The following is a 15,270-nucleotide window of genomic DNA, read 5'->3' as shown; positions in this document are numbered from 1 at the left end:
CATCGGCCCCGGGTCGCGGACGCGGCACCCGACCGGCGCAGCGGACCCCGGCCGGCCGCCGCGGTCACCCGGCGGCGGGCCGGACGTCCTGGAGGAGCTGCATGAAGGCCGCCTCGTCGATGACGGTGGTGCCGAACGTGCGGGCTTTGGCGGTCTTGGAGGTCTGCGCGTCCGGATCGTTGGTCACCAGCAGGCTGGTCAGGCGCGACAGGCTCGTCGCGACATGCAGCCCGGCCTCGATCGCACGGTCCTCCAGCAGCTCCCGGTCGACGGAGGTGTCCCCGGAGAACGCCACCCGCATCCCCTGCACCAGCTTGCCCCCGGCCTCGTACCGCCCCGGATTGGGATACGGACAGGCCGGCCGCTTACGGGCGGGACGCCAGGAGGTGGGACGGTACGAGGAGGAGGCACCCGGATACCGGCGGGGCGCCGGGGTGTCGGACCACTCGGTGAGCGGCTGGCAGGCCAGCAGCGGCAGCCGGAGGTTCTCCCGGGCGGCGCGGCGCAGGCTCGGCCGGAACGTCTCGGCCAGCACCCGGGCGTCGTCCAGCGCGTGGTGGGCCTGCTCCTGGACCACGCCGTAGTGGGCGGCGAGGGTCTCCAGCTTGTGGTTGGCGAGCGGCAGGCCCAGCTCCTTGGAGAGGGCGATGGTGCACAGCCGCCGGCTCACCGGGGCGACCGCCGTGGCGCGGGCGTACTCGCGGGCGATCATCGACCAGTCGAACATGGCGTTGTGGGCGACCAGGACGCGGCCTTCGAGGCGCCGGGACAGCTCGGGCACGATCTCCGGGAAGAGCGGCGCGCCCGCCAGCACCTCGCTGGTCAGGCCGTGGATCCACACCGGCCCGGGGTCGCGCTCGGGGTTGACCAGGGTGTACCAGCGGTCCTGGAACTCGCCCCGGGCGTCGAGCTGGTAGACCGCGGCGGAGATGATCCGGTCGTCCCGGGCGAGGCCGGTGGTCTCGACGTCGACCACGGCGTACCCCTCGGGGTAGGCGTCCGGCCAGGGGACCGGCGGGGTCTGCGGGCCCGGCTGCTGCCCGATCCTCGGCGCGATCGGGTCGGCTGCTGTGTGGTCTTCGAGCATGGTCACTGAGGATACGGGCCACCACTGACAGCCACCGCACCCCCCGTCGCCCCCGTGGCTGGACTCCGCCCGTCGCCGCGTCCGCCCGGCCAACGGCGGTCACCACAACGGGAAACGGTCAAATGACAAGCAAATGGGGCATTCTCCCGACGGTTCGTTACCGACGGTAGCCCTTGCCGGGAACTGACACCCTGTCTTACATACTTCTTGGTAACTCCCTCTGGTCCGGCCCCCGGAACCGCGCTTATGGTGCCGGGCATGCCGCACCTTCCCGATGTCGTGTTGTGGTCCGTCCCCGCGTTCGTCCTGCTCACCGCCGTCGAGGTGGTGAGCTACCGGCTCCGTCCCGACGAGGACGCCGCCGGCTACGAGGCCAAGGACGCGGCCACCAGCGTCGGCATGGGGCTGGGCAGTCTCGTCTTCGACGCCCTGTGGAAGATCCCGATCGTGGCGATCTACTCCGCCGTCTACGCCCTCACCCCGCTCCGGGTGCCCGTGGTCTGGTGGACGCTGCTCCTGATGCTCCTCGCCCAGGACTTCCTCTACTACTGGTCGCACCGCGGGCACCACGTCGTACGCGTCCTGTGGGCGTGCCACGTCGTCCACCACTCCAGCCGGAAGTTCAATCTCACCACCGCGCTGCGGCAGCCCTGGACGAGCTGGACGGTCTGGCCGTTCTACCTCCCGATGATCGTGCTCGGCGTCCACCCGGCGGCCGTCGCCTTCTGTTCCGGCGTCAACCTCGTCTACCAGTTCTGGGTGCACACCGAACGGGTCGGCAAACTCCCCCGGCCTGTCGAGTACGTCCTGAACACGCCCTCCCACCACCGGGTGCACCACGCCTCCCAGGGCGGCTACCTGGACCGCAACTTCGGCGGCATCCTCATCGTCTGGGACCGGATGTTCGGCTCCTTCGTCCCGGAGACCGAACGCCCCGTCTACGGCCTCACCAAGAACATCGCCACCTACAACCCGCTGCGCGTCGCCACCCACGAGTACGCCGCCATCGCCCGCGACCTCCGCACCGCCGGCAGCTGGCGCGAACGGGCGGGCCGCGTCTTCCGCGGCCCCGGCTGGCAGCCCGCCGGACCGGCAGGGGCGGACGCCGCGGGGCCGGGCCCGGAAGCGGTCGCGGAACTACCCGCCCCGGTGCCGTCCGCCCCGGTGCCGTCCGCACCTGGATCGTCCGCCCCGGGACCGTCCGCCCCCGCGCCGCCGTCCGCCGCCGAATCGCCCGCCCCCACGTCCTCCCCCGCCGAGCGGGGTGCCGCGTGAATCCGCCGCGCCCCCGGCCGCGGGCCGCCCGCGCGCTGGCGGCCGTGTTCGCGGTGCTGGCCGCCGTTCACCTTCTCGCACTGCTCGTCCGTGCCGCCGCCGGGCCCGACGGCGGCGCGGGGGGCGTCGCGCACGCCGTGGTGCTGGCCACCAAACCGGCGCTGATGCCGGTCCTCGCCGGGTACGCCCTCGCCCGGGGCGGTCCGCCGCTGGTGGTGGCGGCGCTGCTCCTCGGCTGCTGCGGCGACACCCTGCTGCAGATCGGTGGCGACCTCCTCTTCCTGCTGGGCATGGCCGGGTTCGCCGCCGGACACGTCTGCTACCTCGTCCTCTTCGCCCGGCACGGCACCGCGCCCGGCCGGGCGCGCACCGCCGCGGCGGCCGGGGCGTACCTGCTCGCCTGGGCCGTCCTCGTCGCCCTGTTGTGGCCCGGCCTTCCCGCGGACCTGCGGGGGCCGGTCGCCGGGTACAGCCTGCTGCTGACCGGTATGGCCTTCGGGGCGCTGCGGGCCGGCCCGTACGCCACCGCCGGCGGGCTGCTCTTCCTGCTCTCCGACACCCTCATCGCCACCGGGATCGCCGCCTGGCCCCAGGCTCCCGCCCCGCAGTTCTGGATCATGCTCACCTACCTCGCCGCCCAACTCGCCCTGACTCTGGGCTTGTTGAGGGCCACGGCACGCACCGGACCGGCCGTACCCGCCAGGCCGCACCCCGTCCGCGTCTGAACTCACCGGCCGCCGGGCCGCGTCGGACGGCCCGCACCCGGCCCGCACCCCGTCCGTGCCCGACCGCGTCCCGCGCCGAACCGACCGCCGAACTCCGTTGAGCCGTCCGGCCGGAGGCCGCCGCCCGCGCGCCCGCCGCCCTCCCGCGCCCCGGGGCTCCCGGTGCCAACACCCCTGCGCGCCGCTGCGCTGCCCGGCAGCGGCCATGTGACCTCGCTCTCCGTCCGCCGGAGCGCCCGCCGGAGGGCGGCGCGCACCGTGCCCCCGGGCGCCCCCTACTCCGGTGGATTTCCTCCAACACCCCCTGTCGCCACACCCGCACCACCTCTACGATGCGTGATCCATATCACTTACGCGCCCTTTACTATCGGGCCCGCGGTGGACCGGGTCCGCCGCGGTCACCATGCGTCAGGAGAAACCGTGAGCAGCGCACCGCCCACCGGCCCCGGGCCGCAGGAACCGCCCGGCCCCGCCGGGCCCCCGACCGCCACCGCCCCGCCCGCCGGCGACGCGGCCCCGGCAGGCGCACCGCACCCGTACACCGAGGTCCAGCAGAGCGCGGAATTCGGCGAACTGCGCCGCGGCCACCGCGCGTTCGCCTTCCCTCTCACCCTCGCCTTCGTCCTCTGGTACCTCGGCTACGTCCTGCTGTCGAGCTATGCGGGCGGCTTCATGGCGATCAAGGTCGCCGGGAACGTCAACGTCGCCCTCGTCCTGGGCCTCGCGCAGTTCCTGACGACCTTCCTCATCGCCTGGTGGTACTCCCGCCACGCCGCCAGGCGCCTCGACCCGAAGGCCGAAGCCATCAAGAACCGCCTGGAGGGCGACGCATGACCGCCGCGCACCCGCTCGCCCTGCCGCTCGCCGCCGGCGGCGCGGGCGAGCACCGCACCCTGATCATCAGCCTCTTCGCCGTCTTCGTCGCCGCCACCTTGGCCATCACCCTCTGGGCCGGCCGGCAGACCCGCGGCGCCGAGGACTTCTACGCCGGAGGACGCCAGTTCAGCGGTTTCCAGAACGGCCTCGCCATCTCCGGCGACTACATGTCCGCCGCGTCCTTCCTCGGCATCGCCGGAGCCATCGCCCTCTCCGGCTACGACGGCTTCCTCTACTCCATCGGCTTCCTCGTCGCCTGGCTCGTCGCCCTGCTCCTGGTCGCCGAACCGCTGCGCAACTCCGGCCGTTACACCATGGGCGACGTCCTCGCCTACCGGATGCGCCAGCGTCCGGTCCGCACCGCCGCCGGCACCTCCACCATCGTCGTCTCGATCTTCTACCTGCTCGCCCAGATGGCCGGCGCCGGCGCCCTCGTCACCCTGCTCCTCGGCATCACCAGCGAGACCGGCAAGATCCTCGTCGTCGTCCTCGTCGGCATCGTGATGATCCTCTACGTCACCATCGGCGGGATGAAGGGCACCACCTGGGTGCAGATGGTCAAGGCGGTCCTGCTGATCGCCGGCACACTGCTGATCACGTTCCTCGTGATGCTGAAGTTCCACTTCAACATCTCCGCGCTGCTCGGCGCCGCCGCCGAGAACAGCGGCAAGGGCGCCGCCTTCCTGGAGCCCGGCCTGAAGTACGGCGTCACCGCCACCTCGAAGATCGACTTCATCTCCCTCGGCCTCGCCCTCGTCCTCGGCACCGCCGGACTGCCGCACATCCTCATCCGCTTCTACACCGTCCCCACCGCCAAGGCCGCCCGGAAGTCCGTGAACTGGGCGATCGGCATCATCGGCGTCTTCTACCTGATGACCATCGCCCTCGGCTTCGGCGCCGCCGCCCTCATCAAGCCCGGGGAGATCACCGCCGCCAACAAGGCGGGCAACACCGCCGCCCCGCAACTCGCCGAGGTCATCGGCGGCGGCGCCGGATCCACCGGCGGCGCGATCCTCCTCGCCGTCATCTCCGCCGTCGCCTTCGCCACCATCCTCGCCGTCGTCGCGGGCCTCACCCTCGCCTCCTCCTCGTCCTTCGCCCACGACATCTACGTCAACGTGATCCGCAAGGGGAACGCCACCGAGAAGGAGGAGGTCGGCGCCGCCCGCTGGGCGACCGTCGGCATCGGCGCCGTCGCCATCGTCCTCGGCGTCTTCGCCCGCGGCCTCAACGTCGCCGGACTCGTCGCCCTCGCCTTCGCCGTCGCCGCCTCCGCCAACCTCCCCACCCTCCTCTACAGCCTCTTCTGGAAGCGGTTCACCACCCAGGGCGCCCTCTGGTCCATCTACGGCGGCCTCACCGCCTCGGTGCTCCTGGTCCTCTTCTCACCCGTCGTCTCCGGCAAGGAGACCTCGATGTTCCCCGCCGCCGACTTCGCCTTCTTCCCGCTGGAGAACCCCGGCCTGATCTCCATCCCGCTGGGCTTCCTCCTCGGCTGGCTCGGCTCCCTGCTCTCCACCGAGAAGCCGGACGCCGACAAGTACGCCGAGCTGGAGGTCCGCTCCCTGACCGGCACCGGGGCGCACTGACCGGCACCTGACCGGGGCGGTGGCGTCGTAGGGATCTACGACGCCACCGCCCCGTTCTCGTGCCTCTCACGTCCTGCCCGCGCTCACCCCCATCGCGTAGTCTCGAAGGAGCGACGAACACCACAGGGACCGCACCCGGGGAGGGGGCCTCGTGCTTATCGACACCTTCGGACGTGTCGCCACCGACCTGCGCGTCTCCGTCACGGACCGCTGCAATCTGCGCTGCACGTACTGCATGCCCGAAGAGGGCCTGCAGTGGCTCGCCAAACCCGATCTGCTCACCGACGACGAGATCGTCCGCCTCATCACCCTCGCCGTCGACCGCCTCGGCATCGACGAGGTCCGCTTCACCGGCGGCGAGCCCCTGCTACGCCCCGGGCTGACCGGCATCATCGCCCGCGTCGCCCAGCTCGGCCGGCGCCCCCGGATGTCCCTGACGACCAACGGCATCGGCCTGGAGCGCACCGCCGAAGCCCTCCGCGACGCCGGGCTCGACCGCGTCAACGTCTCCCTGGACACCCTCCGCCCGGACGTCTTCCAGGCCATGACCCGCCGCAAGCGCCACGCCGACGTGCTCCGCGGCCTCGCCGCCGCCCACGCCGCCGGCCTCACCCCCGTCAAGGTCAACACCGTCCTGATGCCCGGCCGCAACGACGACGAGGCCCCCGACCTCCTCGCCTGGGCCATCGAGCACGGCTACGAGCTGCGGTTCATCGAGCAGATGCCGCTCGACGCCCAGCACGGCTGGCAGCGCGACGGCATGATCACCGCCGGCGACATCCTCACCTCGCTGCGCACCCGCTTCACCCTCACCCCCGAGGGCGAGGAGCGGCGCGGCGCGGCCCCCGCGGAACGGTGGATCGTGGACGGCGGACCGCACCGCGTCGGCGTCATCGCCTCCGTCACCCGCCCGTTCTGCCACGCCTGCGACCGCACCCGGCTCACCGCCGACGGGCAGATACGGACCTGCCTGTTCGCCACTGAGGAGACCGATCTGCGCGCCGCCCTGCGCTCGGGCGCCCCGGACGACGCCATCGCGCGCATCTGGGAGCGCGCCATGTGGGGCAAGAAAGCCGGATCGGGCCTCGACGACCCGTCGTTCCACCAGCCGGACCGCCCCATGTCGGCGATCGGCGGCTGACCGCCGCGCGTCCGCCACCGGCCGCGCGGCGCGCTCAGCCCTCCCGGTCCGCGGACTCCCACTCCTCCAGCGTCACCACGTCCTTGAGGAATCCGCGGACGCCGAGGAACTGCGACAGATGCTCCCGGTGCTCGTCGCAGGCGAGCCAGGTCTTACGCCGCTCGGGCGTGTGCAGCTTCGGATTGTTCCAGGCCAGCACCCACACGGCGGGCGCCCGGCAGCCCTTGGCGGAGCAGATGACGGCACTGTCGCCGGAGTCCGGCACGTTCGGGAGGTTCACGCCCTTCACCCTACGTTCCGCAGAACGGCGCGGCGCGGGCACATCGGGCGGGCCACCGGACGGTACGTCAGCTCCCGTGCCACGGCGGCGGATACAGGACGACGCCGGGCAGCCACGGGGGGAGCCGCCCGGCGTCGATCCAGCGCTCCGACGGGGGATGCGGAGCGCGTACGCAGTATGTCACGCGCCGCTCGGCGAGGTGCACCGGAACGGAATGATTGAACTGAGGTTTTCCTGAGCCCGCGCGGGGCGCGACGCCACCCGCCCGCTGCCCCGCAGGTCAGTCGGCGGCCGGACCCCGACCGCCCGGGTCCGCCGCCCCGTCCGCCGGATCCGCCACCGGTCCGCCGCCGGACGCGAGCGCCGGCCGCGTCGGCGCGGCGACGAACGTCGACGGCAGCGACGTCACGTTCTCCCGGCCCGCGTTGGCGATGACCACCGCGACGTACGGCAGCGCGAAACCCAGCACCAGCGTGGCGACGGCGACCGGCCGTTCGACGTTCCACAGCACGACGGTGAGCACCACGGCCAGCGTCCGTACGGTCATCGAGATCACATAGCGCCGCTGCCGCCCGCGCACATCCTCCGACAACCCCCGCCGGGCCCCCGTGATCCGGAAGGTCTCGGCGCTGCTCTGCTTCCGCATCACGCTCCACCATCTGCCAGGCCGCGTCCCGCGGCCGCCGACTGTCCGCCCGCCGTCCACCGGGACGCCGCGGGATGGGCGGGACGGTACGGAACACGACCGGAGTCCCGCCGGATTCTCCCCGGTTCCGGACAGTGACACGGTACGCCGCCCCCGTACCGCGGACGAGACCGGGGCCGCCACCGGGGTCCGGCCCGTGCGCGCTCCGGCTCCGCGTGCGGCGGGGCGGGTACGGCGTGACACTGGCGGGGCACGGTCCGCTCCCGCGCCGAACCAGGAGGCGACATGAATTGGTTGTGGGCCCTCATCGTCGGTCTGATCCTGGGGCTGATCGCCAAGGCCATCATCCCCGGCAAACAGCAGATCCCGCTCTGGTTGACGGTGCTGTGCGGTCTGATCGGCAGCGTCCTGGGCAACTGGGCCGCCACCGGCCTCGGCGTCAACGACACCCGGGGCATCGACTGGATCCGCCACCTCCTCCAGCTGATCGGCGCGATCATCATCGTCGCCGCCGGGGACCGCCTCTGGGTCGGCCTGCGCGGCAACCGCGCCCGCCGCACCTGACCGGGGCGGGCCCCGAACGCGCCGGACGGCCGGTGCGCACCCGCGCACCGGCCGTCCGGACGAGCCGTGAGGAAAGGGGCGTCAGACGCCCTCGACCTTGGCGAGCTTGCGGCCCGCCTTGAGGTACACGCCCTCGCCGGACGGCGCCTCGGCGACCACCTCGGCGAGCGGCCGCACCGCGTCCGCCTCGGCGATCACCACCGTCTGCTGCCCGTCGGCGCCCTCGACGACCAGCTTCAGCGCGTTCTGCTTCGCCAGCCGCCGGGCCGCCGAGGCGCTCGGCGTGAACTGAAGGATCTTCGTCAGCACCGCCGCGACGCTCTCCGCGCCGTGCGCCGTGACGTCGACGGACGGCAGCGAACCGACATCCGTGAACGACTTCTTGGAGAACTGCGCGGTGAACCCGGCCCGCGCGGCCATCGCCGCCTCCAGGCCGTACAGCGCGGTCACGACCTCACCCGCGAGGATCTTCTTCAGGTCCATCGGGTGCAGCGACCGTTCCTCGACCCGCTTGAGGGCGAGGGCGATCTCGTCGTCGGTCCACTCCGTCCATGCCTTGAGGTAGGGCTCCATCAGCCGGTCCGGCACCGACATGATCTTGCCGAAGACGTCGTCGGCGGGGGCGCTGAGGCCGACGTAGTTCCCCTTCGACTTCGACATCTTGGCGCCGGTGCCGTCGGTGCCCTCGATCAGCGGCATCGTCACGACCAGCTGCGGCTGCTGCCCGCGCAGCTCCATCAGCTTCCGGCCCATCTGGAGGTTGAGCAGCTGATCGGAGCCGCCCAGCTCGACGTCGCAGGCGAGCGCCACGGAGTCCAGGCCCTGCGCGATCGGGTACAGCAGCTCCGTCATCGTCAGCCCGGACCCCGCCGCCAGCCGGTTGCGGAAGTCCTCGCGCTGCAGCAGCTGCGACGCCGGGACCTGCGAGAGCAGCGACAGCAGCTCCGGGAAGGTGTACGGCGCCAGCCACTCGCTGTTCTGCCGGAAGCTGACCTTCTCGAAATCGAAGAACGGGCGGACCTGCTCGCGGTAGGTGGCGAGGTTGGCCGCGATGTCCTCGTCGGTCAGCGGCGGACGCTCGGCGGTACGGCCCGACGGGTCGCCGATCTTGGCGGTGAAGTCACCGATGATCAGCGTGACGGAGTGGCCCAGCCGCTGGAACCGGCTCAGCACGATCAGCGGCACCGCGTGCCCGAGGTGCACATCGGTCGCCGTCGGGTCGATGCCCAGCTTGATGTGGAGCCCCTCGCCCGCGGCGCGGCGCTCCTCGATCCGCTCCGCCAGCTTCTCCACACCCGGCAGCACCTCGACGGCGCGCCCCGCGATCAGCGCCGCCTGCTCCTTCGGCGGCAGGTCCGTCAGGTCGAGATAGCGCCGCGCGCCCGTCTCCCGGAGCAGCTCCTGGACGGTGGCGTCCGTGGAGAGATCGGCGGAGAGCAGGGTCGTGGCGCGGGCGACGGATTCGCCGAGGCGTGTCATGGCGTTCCTGATCGGTTGTGGTTCCCGGACGGGAGGACGAGGCGACAGTCTATTCGCTGCGTGTCCACCGCCCTCGCCTCCCCGGACCGCCCGCCCGCGCTCCCCGTACGGGCCCGGGGCCGCGACCGCCCCCCGCCGCCGTCCGGGGCCCGCCCGGCCGACCTGTCCCGCCGCTCGTGCGCATACCGGTCGCGGATTGGAGGGATCCACCACACGACGGTCCGTACCGGGCGCCGGACGGGCAGCGCCACGGTCGCTGTGGACGGTGCGGACAGCCGCTTCTGTAGGGACCCGACAGTCAGGGCGCGCCGCCCCTGTGCGGCCTCGATTCTCCGTACGGGCCCGGTGACCGATAGTTTCGTTCCAAACGCAGGACGGATCAGGAAACGAAAGGGTGATCTCGTGAGCCGCTCGGTTCTGGTCACCGGAGGCAACCGCGGCATCGGCCTCGCCATTGCCCGCGCCTTCGCCGAGGCCGGCGACAAGGTCGCCATCACCTACCGGTCGGGCGAGCCCCCCGAGGGGTTCCTCGCCGTGAAATGCGACATCACCGACGCCGAGCAGGTGGACCAGGCGTACAAGGAGATCGAGGAGAAGCACGGTCCGGTCGAGGTGCTGGTGGCCAACGCCGGTGTCACCCGCGACCAGCTGCTGATGCGGATGTCCGAGGAGGACTTCACCTCCGTCCTCGACACCAACCTCACCGGCGCCTTCCGCGTGGTCAAGCGCGCCAACCGCGGCATGCTGCGGGCCCGTAAGGGGCGCGTCGTGCTGATCTCGTCCGTGGTCGGGCTGCTCGGCGGCGCGGGCCAGGCGAACTACGCGGCTTCCAAGGCGGGTCTGGTGGGCTTCGCCCGCTCGCTCGCCCGGGAGCTGGGCAGCCGTAACATCACCTTCAACGTCGTCGCCCCCGGGTTCGTCGACACCGACATGACCCGTGCGCTCACCGACGAGCAGCGGGAGAGCATCGTGAAGCAGGTGCCGCTGGCGCGCTACGCCCAGCCCGAGGAGATCGCCGCCTCGGTCCGCTTCCTGGCCTCCGACGAGGCCGCGTACATCACCGGAGCCGTCATTCCCGTGGACGGCGGATTGGGCATGGGTCACTGATCAGCATGAGTGGAATCCTCGCAGGCAAGCGCATTCTGGTCACCGGAGTGCTGACCGAGTCGTCGATCGCGTTCCAGGCGGCCAGGACCGCTCAGAACGAGGGCGCCGAGGTCATCCTCACCGGCTTCGGCCGGCTCTCCCTCGTCGAGCGGATCGCCAAGCGGCTCCCCAAGGAGGCGCCGGTCATCGAGCTGGACGTCACCAACCAGGAGCACCTGGACGGTCTCGCCGACAAGATCCGCGAGCACCAGGGCGAGGACGCCCGTCTCGACGGCATCGTGCACTCCATCGCCTTCGGCCCGCAGGGCGCCTTCAACTTCCTGGAGGCGAGCTGGGAGGACGTCGGCACCGCGGTCCAGGTCTCGGCGTACTCCTACAAGGCGCTGGCCATGGCCTGCCTGCCGCTCATGGAGCGCGGCGGCGCCATCGTCGGTATGACCTTCGACGCGCAGATCGCCTGGCCGAAGTACGACTGGATGGGCGTGGCCAAGGCGGCGCTGGAGGGCACCAACCGCTACCTGGCGCGCGACCTCGGCCCCAAGGGCGTCCGCTGCAACCTCGTCTCGGCCGGTCCGATCAAGTCGATGGCCGCCAAGTCCATCCCCGGTTTCGAGTCCCTGGCGGACGTGTGGAACCACCGGGCCCCGATCGGCTGGGACCTCGCCGACCCGGAGCCGGCCGGCCGCGGCGTCGTCGGCATGCTGTCGGACTTCTTCCCGCGTACCACCGGCGAGATCGTGCACGTCGACGGCGGCGTGCACATGATGGGCGCCTGACGGCCCCCGCCCGCACCGCCCGGTGCGCGGACGGTCCCTGACTACCGTCCCGCCCGCTCTCCTGCCCGTCCCGGTCCGCCGGGGCGGGCAGGACGCGTTCGGGGGCCGTACGGCGGCGGGGGAGCGGGTCAGCCGGGGCCGCGCAGCGCCGCCCGGCAGCCGAACGGCAGCAGGGTCGCCTCGGCCGCCGCCCGCTCACCGTCGCCCTCCCGGATCGCCGCCACCAGCCGCGCGTGGTCCATGTGGGCCTCCGGGCGCAGTTCCTCCCCGACGTCGGCGCGCAGGAAGTCACGGAGGACGCCTCCGAGGTCGGCGTAGATCTCCGCCAGTACGTCGTTGTGCGAGGCGGCCACCACCGCCATGTGCAGCGTCGCGTCCGCCTCGACGAACGCATCCGCCGCCCCCGACTCCCAGGCACGCTCCCGGCGCTCCAGAAGGGTGTCGAGCTGCCGCAGGTCGTGTGCGGTGCGGTGGCGGGCGGCCAGCCGCGCCGCCGACGCCTCCAGGGCGCTGCGCACCTCGGCGACGTGCCCGGGGTCGGCGTCGGCGAACCGGCGGTTCATCACCCCGGCCAGCTCACTGGTGGCCACCACGTAGGTGCCCGAGCCCTGCCGGATGTCCAGCAGCCCGTTGTGCGCCAGCGCCCGTACGGCCTCCCGCACGGTGTTGCGGGCCACTCCGAGCTGTTCGGTCAGTTCCGGTTCGGTGGGGATGCGCGCGCCGACGGGCCATTCGCCGGAGGTGATCTGGGCGCGCAGCTGCGCGATCACCTGATCCGCCAGCGCGGAGCGGCGGGGGGAGGTCAGGGGCATGGCTGCGCTCCGGGGGAGGGGGCGGCGGCGGACGGCGTCGCAGGGGGCGGGCCCGGGAGGGCGCGGGGCGGAGCGGCGTGGGCGTCACCGACTGGACAGGCAATCATCCTATGATTCTATGATGAGGCCATGGCAGAAGACGATCTGGCGACACTCCACGCCGCCGACCGGCCGGCCCCCGGCACCACCGCACCCACCACCGGCAGCACGGCCGACGACGGACGCTCCGTGACCAGCGCCCCGGCCACGCCCCGCTGGCTCGGCGGCGTCCTCGTCGCCGGACTCGTCCTCGCCGCGCTCAACCTCCGCCCCGCCATCACCAGCCTCGGCGCCCTCATGGAAGAGGTACGCGCCGGACTCGGCATGAGCGGCACCGTCGCCGGACTCCTCACCTCCGTCCCCGCCCTCTGCTTCGCCGCGTTCGGCATCGCCGCACCCCGGCTCGCCCGGCGCCTCGGCCCCGCCGCCGTCGTCTGCGCCGGTATGGCCGCCATCGCCGTCGGCGTCGCCGTACGCCCCTTCACCGGCAACACCGCCGGCTTCCTCACCGCCAGCGCCCTCGCCCTCGCCGGGATCGCGGTCAGCAACGTCCTCCTGCCCGTCGTCATCAAAAGCTGGTTCCCCGACCGCGTCGGGGCGATGACCGGCGTCTACTCCATGGCGCTCGCGCTCGGCACCTCCCTCGCCGCCGCCACGACGGTTCCGCTGACCGCCGCGGTCGGCGGCTGGCGCCCCGGCCTCGCCCTCTGGGCCGTCCTCGCCGTCGCCGCCGTGATCCCCTGGGCCCTGGTCCAGCGCCGCCGCGGCACCACCGCCGCACCCGGCGCCGCCGGCCGCGCCGCGGAACGCCCGATCCGCATCGCCACCTCACCGACCGCCTGGTCACTGGCGGTCTTCTTCGGCCTCCAGGCCACCGCCGCCTACATCACCATGGGCTGGATGCCGCAGATCTTCCGCGATGCCGGGGTCTCCGCGGGCACCGCGGGCGTCCTGCTCGCCGTCACCATGGCGATCAGCGTGCCGCTGTCGTTCGTCCTGCCGCGCATGGCCTCCCGCATGCGCCACCAGGGCCCGCTCGCCGCCTCCCTCGGCCTCTGCGGCCTCGCCGGCTACGCCGGGCTCTGGTTCGCCCCCGCCTCCGGCGCCTGGCTCTGGGCCCTCCTCATGGGCATCTCCAACTGCGCCTTCCCGCTCGCCCTCACCATGATCGGGATGCGCGCCACCAGCGCCGCCGGCGTCGTCAAGCTCTCCGCCTTCACGCAGTGCGTCGGGTACCTCATCTCGATCCCCGGCCCCCTCCTCGTCGGCGCCCTCTACCAGCACAGCGGCGGCTGGGGCACCCCGATCGCGCTGATGGCGGGCCTGATGGTGCCGCAGATCGCGGTGGGCGTGCTCGCCGGCCGGGACCGCCGCGTCGAGGACGAGACCTGAGTGCGACACTGACCCCATGCCTGTACTCGAACCCAATCCCCAGGGCGGCCAGAAGAAGCTGCTCACCGTCCTCGGCGTGATGCTCGCCGTCACCGCCGTCATCGCCGTCATCGCGAGCATCGCCGCCAACTGACACACCGGACCGGCGTCCGTGCGCGGACGCCCGGGACGGCCGGCCCGGCGGTGCCGGGAGGCGCGGCCCCAGCGGCCGGCGGCGGGAGTCCGGTCGACGGCACGGCGTGACGGAAAGACTCCGGCGGGTGGCGTGACGTGCGGCTTCCGGGACCGTTCCCGATGCCGCCCCCTGACGGCACCGGCCGGACGGCGCCCGCCCGCGTTCGCCCCGGGCCAAGGGCGAACAGATCCCCTACGGGATCACTGGGGGTCTTCCCGGATAGGAACGCTCACCCGCCCCTCGTACCGTCGAAGAACACCGCACCCCGCGGTCGCGCGCCACCCACCCGAGGCGCGCTCCGATCCGTACGGAGGCGACCCATGCCCGCCGCACCCCGCCACACCACCGGCCCCGTGCCCTCGCGCGACGCCACCCGGCCCTTGCCCCGCACCCGGGCCGCAGGGCAACATCTCCCGTGATGGGCGCCGGCGCTCCCCGTCGCCGCCTTCGCGGTCCTGCCCGCCCTGCCGGCGGCCTCCGCCGCACCGGCACCCGCCGCGGTGACGCCCCTCCGGGAGAGAGCGGCCCGCCCCCTCTCCGCCTGACCGCCGCGGACCACCGTCACCCCTGGAGGGAGCCTCCCAACACCCCGCGCCTCGCGCCGTCTTTCATGCGAAGCTGGGACGCATGAGCGCCGATACACCTCGCCGGATCGTCCTCCTCCGACACGCCAAGGCCGAATGGACAGAAGGGAGCGACCATGAGCGCCCGCTCGCCGAGCGCGGTCGTATGGACGCCCCCGCAGCCGGACGACGGCTGGCCGGAGCCGGGATCACCCCCGACCTCACCCTCTGCTCAAGCGCCGCCCGCACCCGCGAGACATGGAAGCTCTTCGTCGGCGAGCTGCCCCAGCGCCCCAAGACCGTTTACGACGACCGGCTCTACGAGGCGTCGCTCGGCGAACTCATCGCGGTGCTCAACGAAACCTCCGACGAAGTCACCGACCTGCTCGTCGTCGGCCACAACCCGGGCGTGCACGCACTCGCCGACGCGCTGGCCGGCGAGGCGGAAGGAGATCTGCTGGCGCGCATGAACCGCGGCGGATTCCCGACCTCGGCGATGGCCGTCATCGAGTTCAACGGTTCATGGAAGTCCGTCGAGCACGGCGTGGGACGCCTCACCGCGTACTGGCCGCCCCACGAGTAAGGACCGCACGCCCCCGCACACAAGGCGGAACGGGCCCTGCCCCGAGGCGGAGAGCCGGGGGCAGAGCCCGTGCGGGTAAGGCCCGTCTTCCCGGATGAGCGGGGCGGGAGGCCGGGCCGGCAGTGCGGGAACCGGCCCGCGGGGAGAAGCGGGCTGCGCGG

Annotated in this window: 16 protein-coding genes; 11 read left to right on the top strand and 5 right to left on the bottom strand. The window is 72.7% G+C overall.

Going from position 1 to position 15,270, the window contains the following annotated elements:
- Window positions 1-64: 64 nt before the first annotated feature.
- Window positions 65-1,087 carry a DEDDh family exonuclease gene (locus tag ACZ4M8_RS00155; protein ID WP_467601828.1) on the bottom strand — a complete coding sequence of 341 codons (1,023 nt, stop codon included), beginning with the start codon at window positions 1,085-1,087 and terminating at the stop codon, window positions 65-67.
- A gap of 258 nt (window positions 1,088-1,345) precedes the next feature.
- Here ACZ4M8_RS00155 and ACZ4M8_RS00150 point away from each other — a divergent pair, with 258 nt between their 5' ends.
- The 5 genes from ACZ4M8_RS00150 (at window position 1,346) to moaA (ending at window position 6,693) form a co-directional block, all read left to right on the top strand.
- On the top strand, window positions 1,346-2,362 hold the full coding sequence (locus ACZ4M8_RS00150; protein ID WP_467601825.1) for a sterol desaturase family protein: 1,017 nt from the start codon (window positions 1,346-1,348) through the stop codon (window positions 2,360-2,362).
- Window positions 2,359-3,087 carry a lysoplasmalogenase gene (locus tag ACZ4M8_RS00145; protein ID WP_467601822.1) on the top strand — a complete coding sequence of 243 codons (729 nt, stop codon included), beginning with the start codon at window positions 2,359-2,361 and terminating at the stop codon, window positions 3,085-3,087. Before ACZ4M8_RS00150 ends, ACZ4M8_RS00145 begins: the two co-directional genes overlap by 4 nt.
- Before the next feature lie 420 nt (window positions 3,088-3,507).
- Window positions 3,508-3,921 carry a DUF485 domain-containing protein gene (locus ACZ4M8_RS00140; RefSeq protein WP_467601819.1) on the top strand — a complete coding sequence of 138 codons (414 nt, stop codon included), beginning with the start codon at window positions 3,508-3,510 and terminating at the stop codon, window positions 3,919-3,921.
- The gene (locus tag ACZ4M8_RS00135) at window positions 3,918-5,552 is read left to right on the top strand and encodes a solute symporter family protein (protein ID WP_467601816.1); all 1,635 of its coding nucleotides are present in this window, start codon (window positions 3,918-3,920) and stop codon (window positions 5,550-5,552) included. Before ACZ4M8_RS00140 ends, ACZ4M8_RS00135 begins: the two co-directional genes overlap by 4 nt.
- A 151-nt stretch (window positions 5,553-5,703) precedes the next feature.
- Entirely contained in the window at window positions 5,704-6,693 is a 990-nt protein-coding gene (gene moaA / locus ACZ4M8_RS00130) for a GTP 3',8-cyclase MoaA (RefSeq protein WP_467601813.1), read from the top strand.
- A gap of 34 nt (window positions 6,694-6,727) precedes the next feature.
- On the opposite strand, the gene ACZ4M8_RS00125 is transcribed toward moaA, so the two are convergent.
- Both ACZ4M8_RS00125 and ACZ4M8_RS00120 read right to left on the bottom strand, forming a co-directional pair.
- Window positions 6,728-6,973, bottom strand: a complete 246-nt coding sequence (locus tag ACZ4M8_RS00125) for a hypothetical protein (RefSeq protein ID WP_467601810.1) — start codon at window positions 6,971-6,973, stop codon at window positions 6,728-6,730.
- Between the two features lie 280 nt (window positions 6,974-7,253).
- Window positions 7,254-7,619: a DUF3099 domain-containing protein gene (locus ACZ4M8_RS00120; protein WP_467601808.1), complete on the bottom strand. Its 366-nt coding sequence runs from the start codon at window positions 7,617-7,619 to the stop codon at window positions 7,254-7,256.
- A gap of 285 nt (window positions 7,620-7,904) precedes the next feature.
- Between ACZ4M8_RS00120 and ACZ4M8_RS00115 the strand changes: the two genes are divergently transcribed.
- Window positions 7,905-8,183: a GlsB/YeaQ/YmgE family stress response membrane protein gene (locus ACZ4M8_RS00115; protein ID WP_467601806.1), complete on the top strand. Its 279-nt coding sequence runs from the start codon at window positions 7,905-7,907 to the stop codon at window positions 8,181-8,183.
- An 81-nt stretch (window positions 8,184-8,264) separates the two neighbouring features.
- Here ACZ4M8_RS00115 and tyrS read toward each other — a convergent pair whose 3' ends face one another.
- Window positions 8,265-9,662: a tyrosine--tRNA ligase gene (gene tyrS / locus ACZ4M8_RS00110; protein ID WP_467601803.1), complete on the bottom strand. Its 1,398-nt coding sequence runs from the start codon at window positions 9,660-9,662 to the stop codon at window positions 8,265-8,267.
- A gap of 402 nt (window positions 9,663-10,064) precedes the next feature.
- Here tyrS and fabG point away from each other — a divergent pair, with 402 nt between their 5' ends.
- Together fabG and fabI are read left to right on the top strand one after the other, a co-directional pair.
- Complete coding sequence (gene fabG / locus ACZ4M8_RS00105) at window positions 10,065-10,769, top strand: 3-oxoacyl-[acyl-carrier-protein] reductase (RefSeq protein WP_467601801.1); 705 nt, start codon at window positions 10,065-10,067, stop codon at window positions 10,767-10,769.
- Between the two features lie 5 nt (window positions 10,770-10,774).
- Entirely contained in the window at window positions 10,775-11,545 is a 771-nt protein-coding gene (gene fabI / locus ACZ4M8_RS00100; protein WP_467601799.1) for an enoyl-ACP reductase FabI, read from the top strand.
- A 128-nt stretch (window positions 11,546-11,673) separates the two neighbouring features.
- Here fabI and ACZ4M8_RS00095 read toward each other — a convergent pair whose 3' ends face one another.
- Window positions 11,674-12,357, bottom strand: coding sequence for a FadR/GntR family transcriptional regulator (locus ACZ4M8_RS00095; protein WP_467601796.1), 684 nt, complete (start codon window positions 12,355-12,357; stop codon window positions 11,674-11,676).
- 129 nt (window positions 12,358-12,486) lie between these two features.
- On the opposite strand from ACZ4M8_RS00095, the gene ACZ4M8_RS00090 reads away from it, so the two are divergent.
- The 3 genes from ACZ4M8_RS00090 to ACZ4M8_RS00080 all read left to right on the top strand — a co-directional run bounded on the left by ACZ4M8_RS00090 (window position 12,487) and on the right by ACZ4M8_RS00080 (window position 15,109).
- Entirely contained in the window at window positions 12,487-13,788 is a 1,302-nt protein-coding gene (locus ACZ4M8_RS00090; protein WP_467601793.1) for a CynX/NimT family MFS transporter, read from the top strand.
- 16 nt (window positions 13,789-13,804) lie between these two features.
- Window positions 13,805-13,921: an SGM_5486 family transporter-associated protein gene (locus tag ACZ4M8_RS00085; RefSeq protein ID WP_467601790.1), complete on the top strand. Its 117-nt coding sequence runs from the start codon at window positions 13,805-13,807 to the stop codon at window positions 13,919-13,921.
- Between the two features lie 669 nt (window positions 13,922-14,590).
- The gene (locus tag ACZ4M8_RS00080) at window positions 14,591-15,109 is read left to right on the top strand and encodes a SixA phosphatase family protein (RefSeq protein ID WP_467601787.1); all 519 of its coding nucleotides are present in this window, start codon (window positions 14,591-14,593) and stop codon (window positions 15,107-15,109) included.
- Window positions 15,110-15,270 lie beyond the last annotated feature (161 nt).

This window comes from Streptomyces sp. NPDC027185 (genome assembly GCF_055567035.1).
Note: the sequence above shows the minus strand (reverse complement) of the source record. Positions and strands in the feature narration are given on the sequence as shown.

Coding starts and splice junctions, on each gene's coding strand:
- ACZ4M8_RS00155 (WP_467601828.1), bottom strand. CDS start 1,087: ATGCTCGAAGACCACACAGCAGCCGACCCGATCGCGCCGAGGATCGGG.
- ACZ4M8_RS00150 (WP_467601825.1), top strand. CDS start 1,346: ATGCCGCACCTTCCCGATGTCGTGTTGTGGTCCGTCCCCGCGTTCGTC.
- ACZ4M8_RS00135 (WP_467601816.1), top strand. CDS start 3,918: ATGACCGCCGCGCACCCGCTCGCCCTGCCGCTCGCCGCCGGCGGCGCG.
- ACZ4M8_RS00120 (WP_467601808.1), bottom strand. CDS start 7,619: ATGCGGAAGCAGAGCAGCGCCGAGACCTTCCGGATCACGGGGGCCCGG.
- ACZ4M8_RS00115 (WP_467601806.1), top strand. CDS start 7,905: ATGAATTGGTTGTGGGCCCTCATCGTCGGTCTGATCCTGGGGCTGATC.
- tyrS (WP_467601803.1), bottom strand. CDS start 9,662: ATGACACGCCTCGGCGAATCCGTCGCCCGCGCCACGACCCTGCTCTCC.
- fabI (WP_467601799.1), top strand. CDS start 10,775: ATGAGTGGAATCCTCGCAGGCAAGCGCATTCTGGTCACCGGAGTGCTG.
- ACZ4M8_RS00095 (WP_467601796.1), bottom strand. CDS start 12,357: ATGCCCCTGACCTCCCCCCGCCGCTCCGCGCTGGCGGATCAGGTGATC.
- ACZ4M8_RS00090 (WP_467601793.1), top strand. CDS start 12,487: ATGGCAGAAGACGATCTGGCGACACTCCACGCCGCCGACCGGCCGGCC.
- ACZ4M8_RS00085 (WP_467601790.1), top strand. CDS start 13,805: ATGCCTGTACTCGAACCCAATCCCCAGGGCGGCCAGAAGAAGCTGCTC.
- ACZ4M8_RS00080 (WP_467601787.1), top strand. CDS start 14,591: ATGAGCGCCGATACACCTCGCCGGATCGTCCTCCTCCGACACGCCAAG.